Origin of the sequence: Moraxella sp. K23, assembly GCF_041154765.1 — a bacterium.
GTDB classification, from domain to species: domain Bacteria; phylum Pseudomonadota; class Gammaproteobacteria; order Pseudomonadales; family Moraxellaceae; genus Faucicola; species Faucicola tetraodonis.
Genome location: NZ_AP031595.1, coordinates 1,820,584 through 1,838,130 on the forward strand (window position 1 = coordinate 1,820,584; position 17,547 = coordinate 1,838,130).

Annotated in this window: 12 protein-coding genes; 4 read left to right on the plus strand and 8 right to left on the minus strand. The window is 45.7% G+C overall.

Features of this window, described 5'->3' with window-relative positions:
• Positions 1-43: 43 nt before the first annotated feature.
• From gspD to gspN, 3 genes are all read right to left on the minus strand, one after another.
• Positions 44-2,521: a type II secretion system secretin GspD gene (gene gspD / locus ACAM37_RS08000; RefSeq protein ID WP_369625946.1), complete on the minus strand. Its 2,478-nt coding sequence runs from the start codon at positions 2,519-2,521 to the stop codon at positions 44-46.
• Positions 2,522-2,603: 82 nt separating this feature from the next.
• The gene (locus ACAM37_RS08005; RefSeq protein WP_369625947.1) at positions 2,604-3,629 is read right to left on the minus strand and encodes a type II secretion system protein N; all 1,026 of its coding nucleotides are present in this window, start codon (positions 3,627-3,629) and stop codon (positions 2,604-2,606) included.
• Positions 3,630-3,639: 10 nt separating this feature from the next.
• A complete protein-coding gene (gene gspN / locus ACAM37_RS08010; protein WP_227522673.1) occupies positions 3,640-4,461 on the minus strand; it encodes a type II secretion system protein N in 822 nt (273 codons plus the stop codon).
• 385 nt (positions 4,462-4,846) lie between these two features.
• Here gspN and ACAM37_RS08015 point away from each other — a divergent pair, with 385 nt between their 5' ends.
• Positions 4,847-5,887: an NADP(H)-dependent aldo-keto reductase gene (locus ACAM37_RS08015; protein ID WP_369625948.1), complete on the plus strand. Its 1,041-nt coding sequence runs from the start codon at positions 4,847-4,849 to the stop codon at positions 5,885-5,887.
• A 132-nt stretch (positions 5,888-6,019) separates the two neighbouring features.
• On the opposite strand, the gene ssb is transcribed toward ACAM37_RS08015, so the two are convergent.
• The 4 genes from ssb to ACAM37_RS08035 form a co-directional block, all read right to left on the minus strand.
• Positions 6,020-6,679 carry a single-stranded DNA-binding protein gene (gene ssb, locus ACAM37_RS08020; protein WP_369625949.1) on the minus strand — a complete coding sequence of 220 codons (660 nt, stop codon included), beginning with the start codon at positions 6,677-6,679 and terminating at the stop codon, positions 6,020-6,022.
• Positions 6,680-6,816: 137 nt separating this feature from the next.
• On the minus strand, positions 6,817-8,181 hold the full coding sequence (locus ACAM37_RS08025; RefSeq protein WP_369626851.1) for an MFS transporter: 1,365 nt from the start codon (positions 8,179-8,181) through the stop codon (positions 6,817-6,819).
• A gap of 195 nt (positions 8,182-8,376) precedes the next feature.
• Positions 8,377-9,381: a hypothetical protein gene (locus ACAM37_RS08030; RefSeq protein ID WP_369625950.1), complete on the minus strand. Its 1,005-nt coding sequence runs from the start codon at positions 9,379-9,381 to the stop codon at positions 8,377-8,379.
• A gap of 112 nt (positions 9,382-9,493) precedes the next feature.
• Positions 9,494-10,456, minus strand: coding sequence for a hypothetical protein (locus ACAM37_RS08035; RefSeq protein ID WP_203171482.1), 963 nt, complete (start codon positions 10,454-10,456; stop codon positions 9,494-9,496).
• Positions 10,457-10,669: 213 nt separating this feature from the next.
• On the opposite strand from ACAM37_RS08035, the gene uvrA reads away from it, so the two are divergent.
• From uvrA to ACAM37_RS08050, 3 genes are all read left to right on the plus strand, one after another.
• Positions 10,670-13,624 (plus strand): excinuclease ABC subunit UvrA, encoded by a 2,955-nt coding sequence (gene uvrA / locus ACAM37_RS08040; protein ID WP_369625951.1) that lies wholly within the window; start codon positions 10,670-10,672, stop codon positions 13,622-13,624.
• 218 nt (positions 13,625-13,842) lie between these two features.
• Complete coding sequence (locus tag ACAM37_RS08045; RefSeq protein WP_159675907.1) at positions 13,843-14,376, plus strand: chalcone isomerase family protein; 534 nt, start codon at positions 13,843-13,845, stop codon at positions 14,374-14,376.
• A 378-nt stretch (positions 14,377-14,754) separates the two neighbouring features.
• Entirely contained in the window at positions 14,755-15,855 is a 1,101-nt protein-coding gene (locus tag ACAM37_RS08050; RefSeq protein ID WP_369625952.1) for a potassium channel family protein, read from the plus strand.
• 79 nt (positions 15,856-15,934) lie between these two features.
• Here ACAM37_RS08050 and ACAM37_RS08055 read toward each other — a convergent pair whose 3' ends face one another.
• On the minus strand, positions 15,935-17,524 hold the full coding sequence (locus ACAM37_RS08055; RefSeq protein ID WP_007116082.1) for an isocitrate lyase: 1,590 nt from the start codon (positions 17,522-17,524) through the stop codon (positions 15,935-15,937).
• Positions 17,525-17,547 lie beyond the last annotated feature (23 nt).

The following is a 17,547-nucleotide window of genomic DNA, read 5'->3' on the forward strand; positions in this document are numbered from 1 at the left end:
GGGTATTTAATAGTATCATTATGCTTGGCATTATGGGACATTTTTAGGGATTTGTCACGGTAATGGTCTGCACCGCAGGCGGCGTCGCAATCACCACAGGCGGGGTCGCAATCACCACAGGCGTTTGCGCTATTTTTGCGCTCTGCCCTGTCTGCCCTGTAGATTGGGTGACGGTAGATTGGGTAATGGGTGCTTGGGTGATGGTCGCTTGAGTAACGGTACTGTTCGCTGGGCGACTCACGGTTGTGGTAGATGAACTGCTTTGGCGAGGCACGTTTGATGACACGGGCGTGACGATATCGACACCATTGGCATACACTCTTGGCGTGTTTGATAAGCTTTGCTCGGCTGGGGTAACCAGGTCGTCTGTTGGCAATTTGACGCCATTTTGCACCCTGTTGGTATTGGGGAACATGGCATTGATATTAAGTGGGATTTGTTTGAGCGTACCGTTTTTATCAATTACCAGTTGCATGGTACGAATACCGTCTAAGCTTTTTTCGGTCACACTTGCCACCGCGCTACCATTTCGCAAAATGGTCGGCTGTAAAAATACAATCAGATTGGTTTTGTCCGAGTTTTTGCTTTTTGAGCGAAATAAATTACCAATAATCGGTGCATCACCCAATCCTGGGACTTTTTGCTGACCATAGGTGCTGTTATCCCGCATCAACCCACCCAGTGCCACGGTTTGTTGGTTATCCGCTAAAATAGTGGTTTTGATTAAATTCTTGTTGGTGACGACACCGCTCACGTTATTGAGGGTACCGTCGACAATGGAGGACACTTCCTGCGAAATCTCAAGTCGCACTGAACCATTATCACCAATATGCGGAATGACATTAAGATTGATACCGACATCTTGACGGCTCACGGTTTGAAACGGCGTGGTTGATGAGTTACTTGCCGTGGTATAAGAGCCGGTCACAAATGGCACGTTCTGCCCTACCAAAATATTGGCTTTTTCATTATCCAACGTCAAAATAGAGGGCATGGATAACAGATTGGCATTATTGGTTTTATTGATGGCTTGCAAAATCGCGCCATAAAACTCACGATTCCCGTTACTATCGGTTTTACTCGTACCAATCCCCAACAGCGCGCCTGCCACCGATGCTGCCGCCGTACCTGGGGTTTTGCTTAATATCTCAGATGCCAGACCTACTGCGGATGCACCGATATTATTAAAGTTAATCACCCCTACGCCGCTGTTGGCGTTGCCCATTGCCCATTGCACGCCAAGTTGCTGGGTATCATTGCCTGAGATTTCCATGATCGCTGCTTGAATCAACACTTGGTCACGGCGGGTATCTAGCTCATTAATAGCGTTTTCGATTTCTACCATTAACTCTGGGTTGGCATTGACGATGACGGAATTTTGGGTTTGGTCAGCGATAATGCTAAAAGGTCTACCTTGATAGCCGTTGTTTTGCGTAGTCGTTGTGTTACTAGTGGAGGAGGTATTTAGCGGTGAGCCTGTCGGTGACGCTGCGGTATTGCTGGTGGTCGCTGCGCTATTATTACTGGTATCGCTACTAGATTGAAACATTGAGCTTGCTTGCAAAGTGGTTTGGTCACCTGAGCTATTGATGGATTGATAGGCAAGCAGTCCGCGTAGCATTTCTGCAATATGGGTGGCACTGGCATATTTTAGACGAAACACACGAAGCCCACTGAGACGTTGCGTCGGCACGGTGTCTAACTGCTCTACCATCCGCTGTACTTTGGCTGTCATCTCGGCACTACCTTTGACTAGCAGCCTATCAGAAATCGGGTCGGCAATGATATTGATCAGGCTACCACCGGTTGATGCCACAGTAGGCTGCCCTGATTGACCCGCAGCAGCTGGCGCTGTACCACCGCCCGTACCTGTCAGTGAGCTTAATAAATCCATCATGCGCTTGGCATCTACATGACGCAGCGGAATAATGGTCAGCTTGTCATTCATATTGCTATCAAGATCGCTAATCAATTTTGCGTATTGATTGAGGCTGTCGGCGCGGTCAGAGAGGATAATCGCATTGACATTTGGCACCACAGCGGCATTGGCATACGGCGGCATCATCGGACGGATGACGTTTAAGATGTCATTGGCATTGGTATTGGTGAGATAATAGATGCGGGTCGCCATTTGGCTACCTGCGGTATTACCCCGCAAGTCCACATCCACCCCTGCTTGCTTGGCAACGGTATCAGGGACCAGCTCTGTGGTCAGCCCGCGATCAATCGCTACAATGCCATTGACTTTCATCACGGCTAAAAACAAGTCATACACTTCTTGACGGGATAAGGGCTTGTTTGAAATCACCGTCACATTGCCATTAATGCGTGGGTCTAGCACAAAGTTCTTTTGCGTAATGGTGGCAATTTGGTCGATAAACGCCTTGATATCAGCGTCTTGCAAATGCACTTTATAGCCAGTTGCTGCATGGGCAGCTGACAGACCACTGCTAAGCAAACTGATACTCATAGCCAGTGTCGTGCTCAAAAATAGTGGCTTTAGCATGGTTGGGTATTTCATAATTTACCTTATCAATTTTTAACGCATATCACCGACTGTGTCTCACGTAGCGATGACGTCTGTAGCTTTTTACTATCTTTTATCAAAATGACTGGCGTACTGTCACGACTTGGTCGCCGCGCTGAACTTGGATTTGCGCTTGTCCTGCTTGTTGCACTTGACGTAGTAGCTGGGCATCTTGCGTTGGGTTTTGACCCACGTTTTGTCCATTGACGGAGAGGACTTTATCCCCTGTTTGTAGCCCCAGACGGTTTTTTAGTCCTGCGGACATCGCATCGGTCACCAAATAGCCTTGTCCTGTCGCTGCCACACCCATTTGGCTTAGATACCCTGCGGCATTTTGCTGAAGCCCTTGAATCGCCCCGCCAATGGCTGAGCTTGCACCGCTTGGCGAGGTACTGCCACCATTCGACGTCGCCATATTGGGCGCAGAATCCTCTCGATCATGGGGATCGCCTGTAGCCACTGGCGCGCCGCCAATCGCTTGTGGCGCAGCCCCGACTAAGCTTGGTGTGGGGGATTGTCCCATATTTGAGCTGTTACCCACGCCTGCAGCACCGTTGGCTTGCGCTTTGGCTCTGATAGCCTCGCTTTGGTCAAGAAAAAACGGTTGCCCAAATGGCACTTTACTGGTTTGACCGCTTGCATCTGCCACTATTACAAAATCGGCTGCGACTTTAACCAATTTATAACCACTGCCATCAATCATGTCGTTGATACGATAGCTTAAGGTTTTACCATTGGCGGTCAAAATTGCATACGATTGACTCTCCGGGGTGGCAATGGTCACGCCCACCACTTTAATATCTGGGGGTGTCGCTGCCGGTGCTTGCGGGGCAGTTGGCTGCGCAAAAAAATCCAACGCATTGCTATTGGCAGATTGTGCGACCAAGTTCGGCTGTAAGGGCACTGGGGTGAGTGCGGGTGCTTTGGGCGGTGCAACCACCAGCCAAATTGCTTGGCTTAATTGCCACACCAACCAAAAAATAGCTGCCAGTAGCAACCAAGGATACAGTTTTTCCACCACCGCCATCGGCACAAATTTACCAGTCGTTGTTTTACGGCTCAACGAGGGGCGCTGGGTGGCTTTTATCATATCTGCTATCATCGCTGAGTCTCTAATTACCCATACTGGTCAAAGGTTGGCGAATGGACACCACCACACTGTCATCAGCCCCTTTGCCTTGGTACGCTGGCATATTTTTGAGCAGCCGCTGGGTCAATGACACATCTATCATATTATCTTGGTCAAGATAAAAATCCCCCAATCGCTCGGCTTGCGGTGTAGTAAGGGCTAAATGCAAGCTTTTACCTTGCGCTGCCTTGTTGCTACTATTGGCACCATTGTTGTCTGCTGGCTGCACACTGGCTTTATCTGCGCTTAAGTTGCCTTGCATGGTGGGGAGTTTGATGAGGTAGGTTTTGCCGCCTGTGGGATACCCCAAATCACCGCCTGCCCAATTCATGCTGCCTTTGGCGGTTTGATAACCTTGCTTATTTTTTTCAATTGACACTTCTTTGATGGTAATCGGTGTGTCGGGTAATTGCCAACTGACCAACTGCGCCAATGTGTCATGGCTGATTTTGCCGTTGAAATCATTGGCTTGCCAGCTGGTTTTATTGAATTTGACCACCCCTTGCAAGTCGGTTTTGCCAGAGCGGATATCGACTGCCATACCCAGTTTGCCCATCAATAAATGCCACGGTTGCCAGCGCCAATCGACACTACCCGCCAGCGGCGTATTGGGGCGCGCATTGATTTGCCAATTGGCTTGACCTTGCCAAAGGTTGCCGGATATTTGCTGCAAGTAAGGGTTGTTTGGGGCAAATTTTTGCAGCAACCACGCTGCAGGTAGCTGAATCAACAAGCTTAAGCAAAGCAAAACCAGACCTACCAGCCACCATAGTTTTGTCGGACGTAATGAATTGACACTTGCCAAACTTGAATACCTTTTTACAATGATTTTTGACACCAATATTTTTGACATCAATAAAGTGACGCAATCCATAAGCAGATTAATCAACAATCAAATAATTCATGCAGGATAAAAATTGCCATTAGCGCAAAATTTTGAACCCACTCTGCGCCAACGCTCGAATATTTTTCTAACTAAAATCAAACGCTTTATCATAACTGATTTTTATTGCGTTGTAATGTCAATCCATAAAAAATCAAAATTTTGTCAGGCTTGTTTTGGGCAGACTGTTTATTGCGGCTACCTGCCATACTCACTACAATTTGCAACCGACTTTATCACCATGAGTTTGCTACAATCACCTCACTAAGCTGGTTAAAACTATCATGCAAAACACAAGGAAAATAGCATGCAATTTGATACATTGCCACAACTGGGCGATAGCGTCTCCAAAATTTGCTTAGGCACGATGACCTGGGGACAGCAAAACAGCGAGCAGGATGCCCATGAACAAATGGATTATGCCCTTGCCCAAGGTGTGAATTTTTGGGATACCGCAGAGATGTATCCATCACCCCCTGATAAAGACAAGCAGGGTAATACGGAGCGGTTTATGGGTAGCTGGTTTGCCAAGACAGGCAAGCGAAATGATGTGGTATTGGCGAGTAAAATCTCTCGCAATGACTTTTTGCGCGATGGCAATACCAAGTTTGATAAAGAAACTATTCGTGCGGCATTAGATAGCAATCTACAGCGTTTGCAAACCGACCATATCGATATTTATCAGCTACACTGGCCAGAGCGTCAGACCAACTTTTTTGGTCAACGTGGCTATACAGAAAGTATGGCGCAGCAAGACACCAAAGAATTGACGCCATTTTTGGAAACCATCGAAGCACTCAATGATGAAATCACCAAAGGTCGAATCCGCGCTTATGGGTTATCCAATGACACCCCTTGGGGGGTCATGCGCTACTTAGCAGAAGCCGATAAACATGGGCTTGCTAGACCTATCACCATACAAAATCCATATAGTTTACTCAATCGCTTGTATGAAGTGGGACTGGCAGAAATTAGTCACCGCGAGCAAATTGGGCTACTTGCCTACTCACCGCTAGCCTTTGGGGTGTTATCAGGCAAATATTTGGGCGGTAACAAGCCTGCCAATAGTCGTTTGAGCCTTTATAGCCATTTTACCCGTTATTTGAATGAGCAAGCGCAGCAAGCCACCCAAGCCTATGCCGAAGTCGCTAAAAAACATAATCTAGATATGGCACAAATGGCACTGGCGTTTGTCAATAGCCGCTCGTTTGTGACTGCCAACATCATTGGGGCAACCACCACTCAGCAACTAGCCAGCAATATCGCGTCCGTAGACTTGGTATTGTCCCAAGAGGTATTGGCTGATATCGAAGCGGTGCAGACCTTACACCCGAACCCTGCGCCTTAAACCCTGTAACTTAAATCTGCATCTTAGACGCTGCACCTTACTAGCAGGCTACTATCAGAAAAAACGGCATAAAAAATCCTTGCGACAGTGTGACTGTGCAAGGATTTTTTTAAACCTAGTAAAATTTAGAGTCTAGAACGGGATATCATCATCAACTGCGCCTGGTTTTGGCATTGCCATGGCTGGGTTTTGTTGAGGATTTTGGGCAGGCGGATTATTTCCTGTATTTGCCCCTTGTGGCGCTTGGTTACCATTCATAAATGGGTTATTGCCAAATCCTGCATTTTGACCCGCTTGTGGCGCAGCTTGGGCATTATTTTGGTTTGGATAGCCGCCAAAATGATTGGGCGCTTGGTTGCCACCTTGGTTGTAGCCAACTTGATTATGACCACCTTGGGGCTGGTTTTGGTAGGTTGTGCCGGCATTGTTGTTATTAGCAATACCACCTTGAACGCCGCCTGCTGTGCCAAGCATTTGCATTTGGTCGGCACGAATCTCTGTGGCATAACGCTCTACGCCATTTTGGTCGGTGTATTTATTGGTGCGAAGGCTACCTTCGATATAGACTTGGCTACCTTTACGCAGGTATTGCGCTGCAATTTCACCGAGTTTATTAAACAATGAAATACGGTGCCATTCGGTTTGCTCACGGCGCTCACCTGTTTGTTTGTCATTCCACTGCTCACTTGTTGCCACGGCGATACGCGTCACGCTACCGCCATTGGCAAATTGTTTGACTTCAGGATCTGAACCAAGGTTGCCTACAATAATTACTTTATTTACGCCGCGCATAGAATTTCCTTGATAACTTTTTTGATGAATTTTTTGATAACTTTCTTGATGCCGTTCTTAATAGTTTTCTAGTGTTTTTAGCCAAATCTTTGCAGATTTAGCGCAAGTACAATGCTATTACTTTACTAGACTTTGCATCAAATTGCTAGCGTCTGACCGGTAAGATGTGACAAATACTGTCGCGTGTCATCGGTCAATTTTTCTTTATCCAGTTTGAGATAAGCAATGTTTTCTTTTGGCATCATCACTATCTCATCCACGCCGTCAATCGCCAAAATTTGCTGTGACCATGCAGTTGTGTCGATATCTGTTGGCAGGGTAATCGTTAGGCTGGTCAAATACGGTGGGGATGCAATCGGCAGGATAAACAATAACGCAATGACAGTCACAATGGCGAGCACCGTCCATGACAGCCACATCGGTTTGGTCAGCAAAATACCGCCCATGGCACCGCCTACAAAAGCACCCAAAAACTGTGCAGATGAGTTAATACCCATTGCCGTCGCTTTGTTGGCAACGGGCGCGCGTTTGGAAATCCAAGACGGAATAGTCGCCTCAAGGCTATTAAAGCCGATGTAATAAACCGCAAGCCCAATAATTAAACCCACGATGGTCTGACTAGCCACCGCCAAAAATACCAATCCCGCCACCAAGGTTGCTAAAGACGCCAAAAACACGGCGCGCATTTGCCGTTTTTTTTCTGCAATGATAATCAATGGAACCGCAATGATAAAGCCCAATAATAGTAACGGCAAATACACAAAACCTTGCTGCGCCACCGTCAAGCCGAGCACATCATGAAACTGGTGCGGCAATAAGGTAAACATCGCTGTCATTGACAGATGCAGCGCAAAAATCGCCAAGTGCAACCGGTTAATATCACCAATTTTTAATACGTCAGCAAACTGTGCTTTAACTGAGTGATTATTGAGATTGTGCTTTAGTACCCGATTTGGGGTGGGCACGATCCACAGTAAGCCAATGGCGAAAATAGCGGACGCCACTGTCACCCAGAACAAGCCTGAGATATCGAGCACATGCGTCAAAATCGGACCGAGCCCAAATGCGACCATCACCGACATGGCAATGGTCAGCCCCATGGTTGCCATCGCTTTGGTACGATGCTCTTCACGGGTCACATCCGCGAGTAGTGCCATCACTACCGCTGAAACCGCACCACTGCCTGCAATCAAACGCCCCAGTATCACCATATAGATGTCTGTTGATAAGGCGCAAATCGCTCCCCCAAGCGCAAATACCAATAACCCTGCAATGATAATCGGTTTACGCGGATATTTGTCCGCCAAAAAACTCATGGGAATCTGAAAAATCGCCTGCCCTAAGCCATAGATACCAATCGCCAATCCAATCAAAAACGGTGTGGCGTGTGCATATTGTGTGCCATACACTGCAAACACAGGCACAATCATAAATAGTCCGAGCATTCGCAAAGCAAAGATACCGCCCAACCCCACAATCGCTTTCTTTTCCGATGCATTCATGGCGGAGTTGTGACTTATATTTCTCGACGTTGGTTTTACTGACGTGGATTTTACTGACGTTGATTTCACTGACATTGTGGCTCACAAAATTTTGCCAAAAACGGCTTATTATATGCCTAATTTTTATCAGGGAGAATTTATTGGCAATAAAAATTATTTTAGCCCCATTACTTTGGCTTTATTGTTTCAGCCCCATTATTTTAGCATTGCGTAAGCGGTTACCATGATGGCTAAAATCACCGCGATAGCAATCATCAGCCACATCACATTTTTTTGGTTGTCAAAAAATCCTTGCGGTGACTGCTTGATAGATGATGATTTGATAGCTGATGATTTTGGGGTAGCCACCAGTACGCCATCTAACGGGCTATGCTTCACTTGGGTAGCGATTTTTTGCTGTTTTTGCGCTTTTTTGGCGTCAAGTTGCTGTTGGCGTTGTTGCTTTTGTGCCAATTTTTGCTGTTTGGCTTGTTGTTGTAGTTGGCGCTGCTGTTCAAGCTTAGCCTGTTTTTGTCGCGCTTGTTCGGCAAGTTCTGCTTGTTTACGCGCTGCTTCTTCGATGGCTAACTGCTCAGCTTGCTGCTGCTCGCGAAGCTGTTTATCGCTATAGCGTGCGTGAAAATCGTCCATCACGGCGTTATCAATTTCGCTTAGGGTAAAAGGCATTTCATTAATTACTTCAAGCGCGTCATGCACATCGACGTCGTACACGCCAGAGGCTTTGGTGGTTTTGCCATCGGCAGTGAGTCTTCTGGGTACTTGGTAGTCGGCAAGGCGCTGCTGCAAGTGATTTTCCATTTGTCCGATGGAGTCGGTGCGACCTGTCATCGCTAATGCCCAATCGTTGATTTCGGCATGATTTTCACTATTTAGTTGCTGGATGATATCGCTCGCGTTTTCAACGAGGCTGATTTTGACAAGCAGCTGACTGGGTGAGACGGCGATATAGAGCTCTCCTGGGGTGGCTTGGCGTTTGAGCGATGCGATGGCTTGGGGGTTGCATTGTAGGCAGTTGGCTTGTTTGTTTTTGAGGGTATGACCTTTTGGGCAGGGCGGTACACCGTAGGCAACGAGCGCGCCGTTTTCTTTCATTTTGGCTTTGTATTCTTTACTCGATAGTCCGCTGGCGTCAAAGGTTTTGTCCATTGGGATATGGTGGCTTTTTAAGAAGTCGGTTTGTTCTTGGGTTAACGTTGCCATGTTATTGTCTCAAATTTTCTTTTTCCTTAATTCAATCAAGTATAGCAAGGTTTAAGGTTTTTATAAAAAATAAAAAATCGCTCGGTTGAGCGATTTTTTAATAAGCTAATTACTATCTAAACAGTAAGAATGAGCTATCTGACAAACCGTCATAACCAATAGCGAACTGATTATCAGGAGCAGTAATCATCATTGCGCCGATACCATCGTAGTTAGAACCATCTTTTTTTAATTTGTTGCCATCATCAGTAGAACCTAGTAAATAGCCAGCCCCAATATTGGCGTAATATCCATTCCACTTGCCATACATATCTGATACTAGCAATGATGAAGGTGAAATATTACCAATTTTCAAAATTTCATCATTCAAGAATTCTACAGATGATTTGTCTGTCACACGGAGATTAACATCGGTTTCATAGTATTTCCATGTTCCTAAAACTGGTTGCTTATTCACTAACTGCCCCCATCCTATTGGCGCACTCTGCATTTGTTGAGCAACAAACAGGTGATCATGCTCTGCTCCTGCCATATGCATTCCATCATTATTAAAATACACTTGAATATCTACTGTAGGTAGTTTATCTTCAGTTGAGTTTGCAGGTGCTAGTTTCAAATTATATCTCTTGGTGAAAGTATCCTTGAGCGTTAAGCTAGAATTAGCTAAACCGACTCCCCCAGTCGATAATTTTTGATAATGAGGAACTTCTTGATTATCAAAATAAATTTTTCCTAGCATATCAACGTTTATATCTGCTAGCTTAAGGTTCGAACCATCCTGTCTGATAACGAAATTCAACTCACCAACTCGTAGTTCGTTACATTCTAGATCATAACAATAGGCATATTTTCCATAATATTTTTTATCTACTATACTTGAATTAATATCAGTTGAAGTGGTTGAACCTAATTGTAAGATTTGACCAATCTCAGGATTATTAACTTGTAGTTTTGATAAGGTTGGATTATTGATTGTGGTGTTTGAGTGGGTAGAAGGTGATGAACCGCTATCAGAACCTCCTCCGCAAGCTGTAAGTAGTAAAGAAACTGCTGTGACAAATAATCCCTTGTTCATTTTAAATACCTTTAAATAATTTTTAACATTATAGATATATTGTAGCAACAATCATTCTATTTAATTTATATAGCCTTTACAATCATTTTTTATAATTATCTCCTCCATTTTTTATTCCGAACTTTTTCTTGAAACCCCCACCCAATTCCCCCATTAAAACCCCATCTTTTTACCCAAATTTCCCACTCAAAAACACACAATAAGAAGCTCAATATGGCACAGCACGACGCAATCAAAATCCGTGGCGCACGCACCCACAATCTCAAAAACATCGACATCGACATCCCCCGCGACAAACTCGTCGTCATCACAGGTTTATCAGGCTCGGGCAAGTCTAGCCTAGCCTTTGACACCCTATACGCCGAAGGACAACGCCGCTACGTCGAGAGCTTATCGGCTTACGCACGCCAGTTTTTATCACAAATGGAAAAGCCCGAAGTCGATAGCATCGAAGGGCTGTCACCTGCCATCGCCATCGAGCAAAAATCCACTAACCATAATCCCCGCTCCACGGTGGGGACGATTACCGAGATTTATGACTATTTGCGTCTGCTGTACGCCCGTGTTGGCACGCCCATGTGCCCAGAACACCACCTGCCGATGGTCGCGCAAACCGTCACCGAAATGGTCGATACCGTCATGGCATTGCCTGAAGACACCAAGTTGATGATTCTCGCGCGCGTCGTCGATGACCGCAAAGGCGAGCATATCCAGTTAATGGAACAGCTAAAAGGGCAAGGCTTTGTACGGCTGCGGGTCGATGGCGAAATTTATGACATTGACGATGTGCCACCGCTTGCCAAAACCTTTAAACACACCATTGATGTGGTGGTTGACCGCTTCAAAGTGCGCGATGACTTGGGTAATCGGGTTGCCGAAAGCTTGGAGACTGCCTTGCGACTCGGTAGCGATATTGCTATCTTGCATGACATGGACGCTGAGTTTGAGGATAAAATTTTGTCCGCCAAACATAGCTGCCCTGTCTGCGATCGCTCGGTTGCTGAGCTTGAACCAAAATTGTTTAGTTTTAACAACCCCTATGGCGCGTGTCCCGTGTGTGATGGCTTGGGCAAACGCCAATATTTCGCTGCCGAAAAAATTATCGGACATCCTGAAAAATCGCTTAACCAAGGGGCGATTCAAGGCTGGGATAAACGCCACGCCTATTATTTTGGCTTGCTGACCACCGTTGCCGAGCATTATGGCATTGATATGGAAGCGCCTTGGCAACAACTGGATAAAAAGCACAAAGATGTCATTTTACACGGCTCTGGTAAAGACAAAATGACTTTTAACTTTGTCGATGAACGGGGGCGCAAATCCACCAAAACCGTGCCATTTGAAGGGGTGTTGCCGTATATGGAGCGCCGTTATCGCACCACGCAAAGCAATATCGTGCGAGATGAGCTTGCCAAATACCTTGCTGATGCTACCTGCGATGCCTGTCACGGCTCACGCTTAAACGAAATCGCTCGCCATGTCGAAGTCAGTGACCGTACCATTGCCGAAATGGTCAAGCTATCAATTGGCGAAGCAATGGCGTATTACGAGCAATTAAAACTCGAGGGCGCAAAAGGCGAAATCGCCGCCAAAATCATCAAAGAGATCCGTGAGCGGTTGGAATTTTTGGTGAGTGTGGGCTTGGATTATCTCACCCTTGCCCGCTCTGCCGAAACCCTATCGGGCGGTGAAGCTCAGCGCATACGCCTTGCTAGCCAAATCGGGGCAGGCTTGATGGGCGTGATGTATGTACTCGATGAGCCATCAATCGGCTTGCACCAACGTGACAATGACCGACTGCTGCAAACGTTGACTCGCTTACGTGATTTGGGCAATACCGTGATTGTCGTCGAGCATGACGAGGATGCCATTCGCCTAGCCGACCATATCATCGATGTGGGTGTGGGTGCTGGTGTGCATGGTGGCAGTATCATTGCAGAAGGGACGGCAAAAGACATTGCCAAAAATCCTGACTCATTGACGGGGCAATATTTATCGGGTAAAAAGAAAATCGCAGTGCCAACCGTGCGTCACCGAGCCAAAGTCGCCAATGACGATAAATATGAAAAAATGCACGACTCCGCCATTCCGTTAACCAAAAACCAAGCGAAAAAAGCGGAAAGCGAGAAGAAAGAAAAAGCCAAAAAAGGTAAAGTCGAAGCCAAACCGTTGATGCTGACCTTGACAGGGGCAAAAGGTAACAACCTTAAAAACGTGACTTTAAACTTGCCGATTGGTGTGTTTACTGCCATCACAGGCGTGTCGGGTTCGGGCAAATCGACCTTAATCAACCGCACCTTATTGCCACTAGCGACCACACAGCTCAATAACGCTACCACGCATGTTGCCGAAGAGTTTGACAGTATCACTGGGCTAGAACATTTAGATAAAGTCGTCGATATCGACCAAAGCCCGATTGGGCGTACCCCTCGCTCCAATCCTGCGACTTACACGGGGGTATTTAGTCCGATTCGTGACCTATTCGCCCAAGTACCCGAGTCCAAAGCTCGTGGCTATCAAGCAGGGCGCTTTAGCTTCAACGTGAAAGGCGGGCGCTGTGAAACCTGCCAAGGCGATGGTTTGATTAAGGTTGAGATGCACTTTTTGCCTGATATGTATGTGCCTTGCGATGCGTGTCAAGGCAAACGCTACAACCGTGAAACCCTGGAAATCACCTATAAGGGCAAAAATATCAATGACGTGCTCAATATGACGGTGGAAGATGCGGCAGAATTTTTTGAGGCGATTCCGGCAATTTACCGCCGTTTGCAAGCCTTACAAGAAGTCGGCTTGGGTTATATTCGCTTGGGTCAGTCTGCGCCTACGCTTTCAGGTGGTGAGGCGCAACGGGTGAAACTTGCCAAAGAGCTGTCCAAACGCGATACCGGTCAGACCTTGTATGTGCTCGATGAGCCGACGACAGGTTTGCATTTCCATGATATCGCCAAGCTCTTAGACATCTTGCATACGCTACGTGACCGAGGCAATACCGTGGTGGTGATTGAGCATAATCTCGATGTGATTAAGACAGCCGACTGGATTGTGGATTTGGGCCCTGAGGGCGGTTCGGGCGGTGGTGAGATTATCGCTGAGGGCACGCCAGAAGATGTGGCGCAAAACGCGCGCTCACACACAGGGCGATTCTTAAAACCGATGTTGCAAGCCTAAGTTTGTTACCAGCGTAGGTTTGTTACAAGCTTAAGTTTAGCGGTAAGGGTTAGTACGTTGTCGTCTAACCCTTTTTTTAACCAATCATCACTCTATGACTTGCTATTCATTGATAATACTTTACATTTCGCCCTAATATTTACACAATGAAGCGAGATAAGGATATTGCGACACTATCCAGGGACAAAAAAACGTCAAGGAACGATAAGGATGCTAGGATGATTTTATTTAAAGGAAAAACCAACGATCTTGAGACCCTATTTCCCCCTACCCTAAAACTAGATGGTCAAATCTGCGTGCGAAATGGTATTAGCGCTCGCAGTAAATTTATGATTGGTATCTATGATATTGCCCTATACTTGGGTGAAATGACTGAAGATGCCGAAACAGCCATTACCTCACGCTATGCCAAGCAATTGCGCATGGTGTCTCGCCGCAATATCAAAGGCTCGTTACTGGAAAATGCCTTCAAAGATGGCATCAGAGCGAATAGTAGCGCAAAAGAATATCAGAAAATCGCCTCAGTGATTGATGACGTGTTTGGTGAGTTGTTCAAAACCAACACCATCAAAGAAGGGGCGATGTTTACGATTGAGTTTTCGCCAGAGCATGGCGTTCGTTTAAATTATGATGAGGTTGGCGATCTTCCTTATATCAAAGAAGAAGGCTTTGACCAAGCTATTCTTCGTGCTTGGTTAGGCGATAATCCTATATCACTTGAGATGAAAAAGGATTTGCTAGGTCAGCACTAATGTTACACTGCTTATTTTTACACTTCCCATATTTTTAGACTTCCCATCAAGCATGGGAAGTGAATCTAGCCAATTGATAGTGCCAGTAACTTTTTTACTAGTGTTACTAGGGTTGTATTTATTGCAACCCTATTTTAAAGATGAATAGCGGCGTTATTGATATGTTTGGCGTCATTCACCACAATAACTCAGTATTCATCTCTTACCTGCCTAGCTTTCTTTGATTCGATAATAAGCAAGTTGGCTTTTTTCATTTTTCTACCAATAGTGGCATTTTTGGTTTGAGCCCTTTATCCTGTGGTCCATCAGGGTTACTACAATACTATGTTTCTTTTTGAATGGGTATGCTAGTCTAAAGCAAAAAAACTTAGGCAGCTTATGAAACCACTTGCGCAAAAGCCCACTAAACCAATCATATCAACCCGTAACACCCCACAAACCTTTACCCTCAATAAGCTTGCTAAACCTATCGTGCGCGATGATATTTTTTCGTTGCCGCCTGCTGTGTATGGCACTATCTATTTGACGCTGATTCCGCTATTTGGCTTTTTGTACAGTACCTTGCCAAATATGCAGTTTAACCATGAAAACGTGGGCTTTTTGGAAGCCATGTATTTTAGTACCATCACGGTGACCACCACCGGGTTTGGCGATATCACACCAACCAACACCTTTACGCGGGCGTTTGTGATGATTGAAGCCACCATTGGGGTGGTATCCGCAGGTTTGTTTTTAAATGCGATTACCTATCAGCGTGAAGAAAACATGAGCAACCTGATGGACGCCTATGAAGCGAGAAAAGAAATCTCTTATGCCTTCGCGCGCCTGCACAGTCATGATAGTTTGATTACGCTTAACATGAATACTTATCTAAACCGCGTTAATCAACTACTGGGCATAGAATCAGAGCAAACTCCCGTGGCGCAATCTGACCGTGAGGGTCGCGCTAATTTAAGCCGCTCGCCTGATTTGCCCGCGGCGCCTGACGCCAAAGTCCCCCAGCAGCTTATTGGTATTCATGAGCCTATTCCCGAAACGCTAGCATTTACTAATTTACAGCACTTATTTAATGCCTCAGCGCGCTTGACCGATGACCCGCGCAAGCCGTTGATTTGGTACTATTATCAAGCCTTGGATGAATTGGTCAATAGTATTGAAAATTTGGTACGTGAAACCGAAACTTATCGCTGGGCAGATTTGGAGTCGATTTGTATTCAATATTTAAGTGATATCAAATCCTATGACTCCAGTAGTTATATACTAGCAGAGCCAAACTTTGAACAACAACTTGCGGATATCCAAGCCCAGCGCCAGCAAGACATGTTACTTATCAGTGAATATCCAAGTGATAAAGCGGTTGAGCTGTCGAACGAAAATAGTTTAAACCCGTATATTATTTTGTTTATGGGTATTCAGACCACCATTGATTTTATCAAAAAATTCCAACTTCGCTATCAAGAAATTATGCAGACCATTTAATTTTATCCGCTCATAAAAAAACACCCCACATGCCGTGAGGTGTTTTTGTTAATTGATTAATCAATCAGCCAATGAAGCATTAGTGACCAAATTGGTTGGCAGTGTTTTTGGCGCCGCCCGCTTTAAGTGCCATTTCACCTGAGAAGATTTCTTTGTGATCATCACCGATGTCAGAACCTGCCATGGCTTGGTGCTTAACCGCAGCAACGCCTTCGCGAAGTTCTTTACGTTGTACTTCTTCAACGTAAGCTAGCATACCTTTATCACCGAAGTAACCTTTTGCCAACTGGTGCGTACTTAATGCCGCAGTGTGGAAAGTAGGCAGGGTGATCAAGTGGTGGAATACACAGGCTTCACGTGATGCATCAGCTTGGAAGGTACGCGCTAGTTCATCAGCAGCGGTATTCAACTCAGTGTTGTCGTAGTCAGCAGACATTAAGTTCGCTTTGTCGTAAGCTGAGATGTCTTTGCCTTCTTTTTCCCATTTTGCGATGACTTGTTTACGGAAGTTAAGCGTCCAGTTGAATGATGGGCTGTTGTTGTAAACAAGCTTAGCATCTGGCACTTGCGCAACGATACGGTCAGTCATTGATTTGATGTGCGCGACGTCTGGTGTTGGTGTTTCAATCCATAGTAGATCAGCACCGTTCTCAAGGGCAGTCACACAGTCAAGTACCACGCGGTCAATGTTGGTGCCTTCGCGGAATGAGTACAAGCCGTTTGGCATACGAGTTGGGCGAACCAATTTGCCATCACGTTTTAATAGAACATCGTACTCGCTTGCATTTTCTAAAGTCACTTCTTCAACTTCTAAGAAGTCTAAGTATTGTGAAGCAAGATCGCCTGGCTCACGTGACACAGGAAGTTTTTGCGTTAATGATGCACCTTCAGAGTCAGTACGGGCAACGATGATACCGTTGTCAATGCCAAGCTCTAAGAACGCATAACGAATCGCGTTGAGTTTTGAGATGAAGTCTTCGTGTGGTACGGTGACTTTACCATCTTGGTGACCACATTGTTTGGCGTCTGATACTTGGTTTTCAACTTGGATAGCACAAGCACCGGCTTGGATCATTTGTTTGGTGAGCAAGTAAGTCGCTTCTTCGTTACCAAAACCTGCATCGATGTCAGCGATGATTGGCACGATGTGTGATTCAAAGTTGTTAATTTTGTCTAAGATAGCTTTAGTGTCTTGACCTGCTTCTTGCGCCGCATTTAATTCACGGAAGTAATCGTTTAATACTTTTTCGTCCGCTTGACGTAAGAAAGTGTAGATTTCTTCGATTAATTTTGGCACAGCGGTTTTTTCGTGCATAGATTGGTCAGGTAGTGGACCAAATTCTGAGCGAAGCGCAGCAACCATCCAACCTGAAAGGTAGATATATTTACGTTCAGTAGTACCGAAGTATTTTTTTACCGCATACATGGTTTGTTGACCGATAAAGCCATGCCATGCACCAAGAGACTGGGTGTATTTTGATTTGTCAGCATCATAAGCTGCCATATCACGACGCATGATGTCGGCAGTGTATTGAGCGATTTCTAAACCTGTTTTGAAACGGTTTTGGATAACCAAACGCGCAGCATCATTTTCGCTGATGTTTTTCCAGTTACCATATTTGGCTTTTAGTTCACGGATATGGTCAATCGCTGAAACGTAAGTTGACATAGCAGTCTCCTGTTGAGGACGGT

Excerpts from the sequence above, each read along its gene's own strand:
- gspD (WP_369625946.1), bottom strand. The coding sequence starts at position 2,521 with ATGAAATACCCAACCATGCTAAAGCCACTATTTTTGAGCACGACACTG.
- ACAM37_RS08005 (WP_369625947.1), bottom strand. The coding sequence starts at position 3,629 with ATGATAGCAGATATGATAAAAGCCACCCAGCGCCCCTCGTTGAGCCGT.
- ACAM37_RS08015 (WP_369625948.1), top strand. The coding sequence starts at position 4,847 with ATGCAATTTGATACATTGCCACAACTGGGCGATAGCGTCTCCAAAATT.
- ssb (WP_369625949.1), bottom strand. The coding sequence starts at position 6,679 with ATGCGCGGCGTAAATAAAGTAATTATTGTAGGCAACCTTGGTTCAGAT.
- ACAM37_RS08025 (WP_369626851.1), bottom strand. The coding sequence starts at position 8,181 with ATGAATGCATCGGAAAAGAAAGCGATTGTGGGGTTGGGCGGTATCTTT.
- ACAM37_RS08030 (WP_369625950.1), bottom strand. The coding sequence starts at position 9,381 with ATGGCAACGTTAACCCAAGAACAAACCGACTTCTTAAAAAGCCACCAT.
- ACAM37_RS08035 (WP_203171482.1), bottom strand. The coding sequence starts at position 10,456 with ATGAACAAGGGATTATTTGTCACAGCAGTTTCTTTACTACTTACAGCT.
- uvrA (WP_369625951.1), top strand. The coding sequence starts at position 10,670 with ATGGCACAGCACGACGCAATCAAAATCCGTGGCGCACGCACCCACAAT.
- ACAM37_RS08045 (WP_159675907.1), top strand. The coding sequence starts at position 13,843 with ATGATTTTATTTAAAGGAAAAACCAACGATCTTGAGACCCTATTTCCC.
- ACAM37_RS08050 (WP_369625952.1), top strand. The coding sequence starts at position 14,755 with ATGAAACCACTTGCGCAAAAGCCCACTAAACCAATCATATCAACCCGT.
- ACAM37_RS08055 (WP_007116082.1), bottom strand. The coding sequence starts at position 17,524 with ATGTCAACTTACGTTTCAGCGATTGACCATATCCGTGAACTAAAAGCC.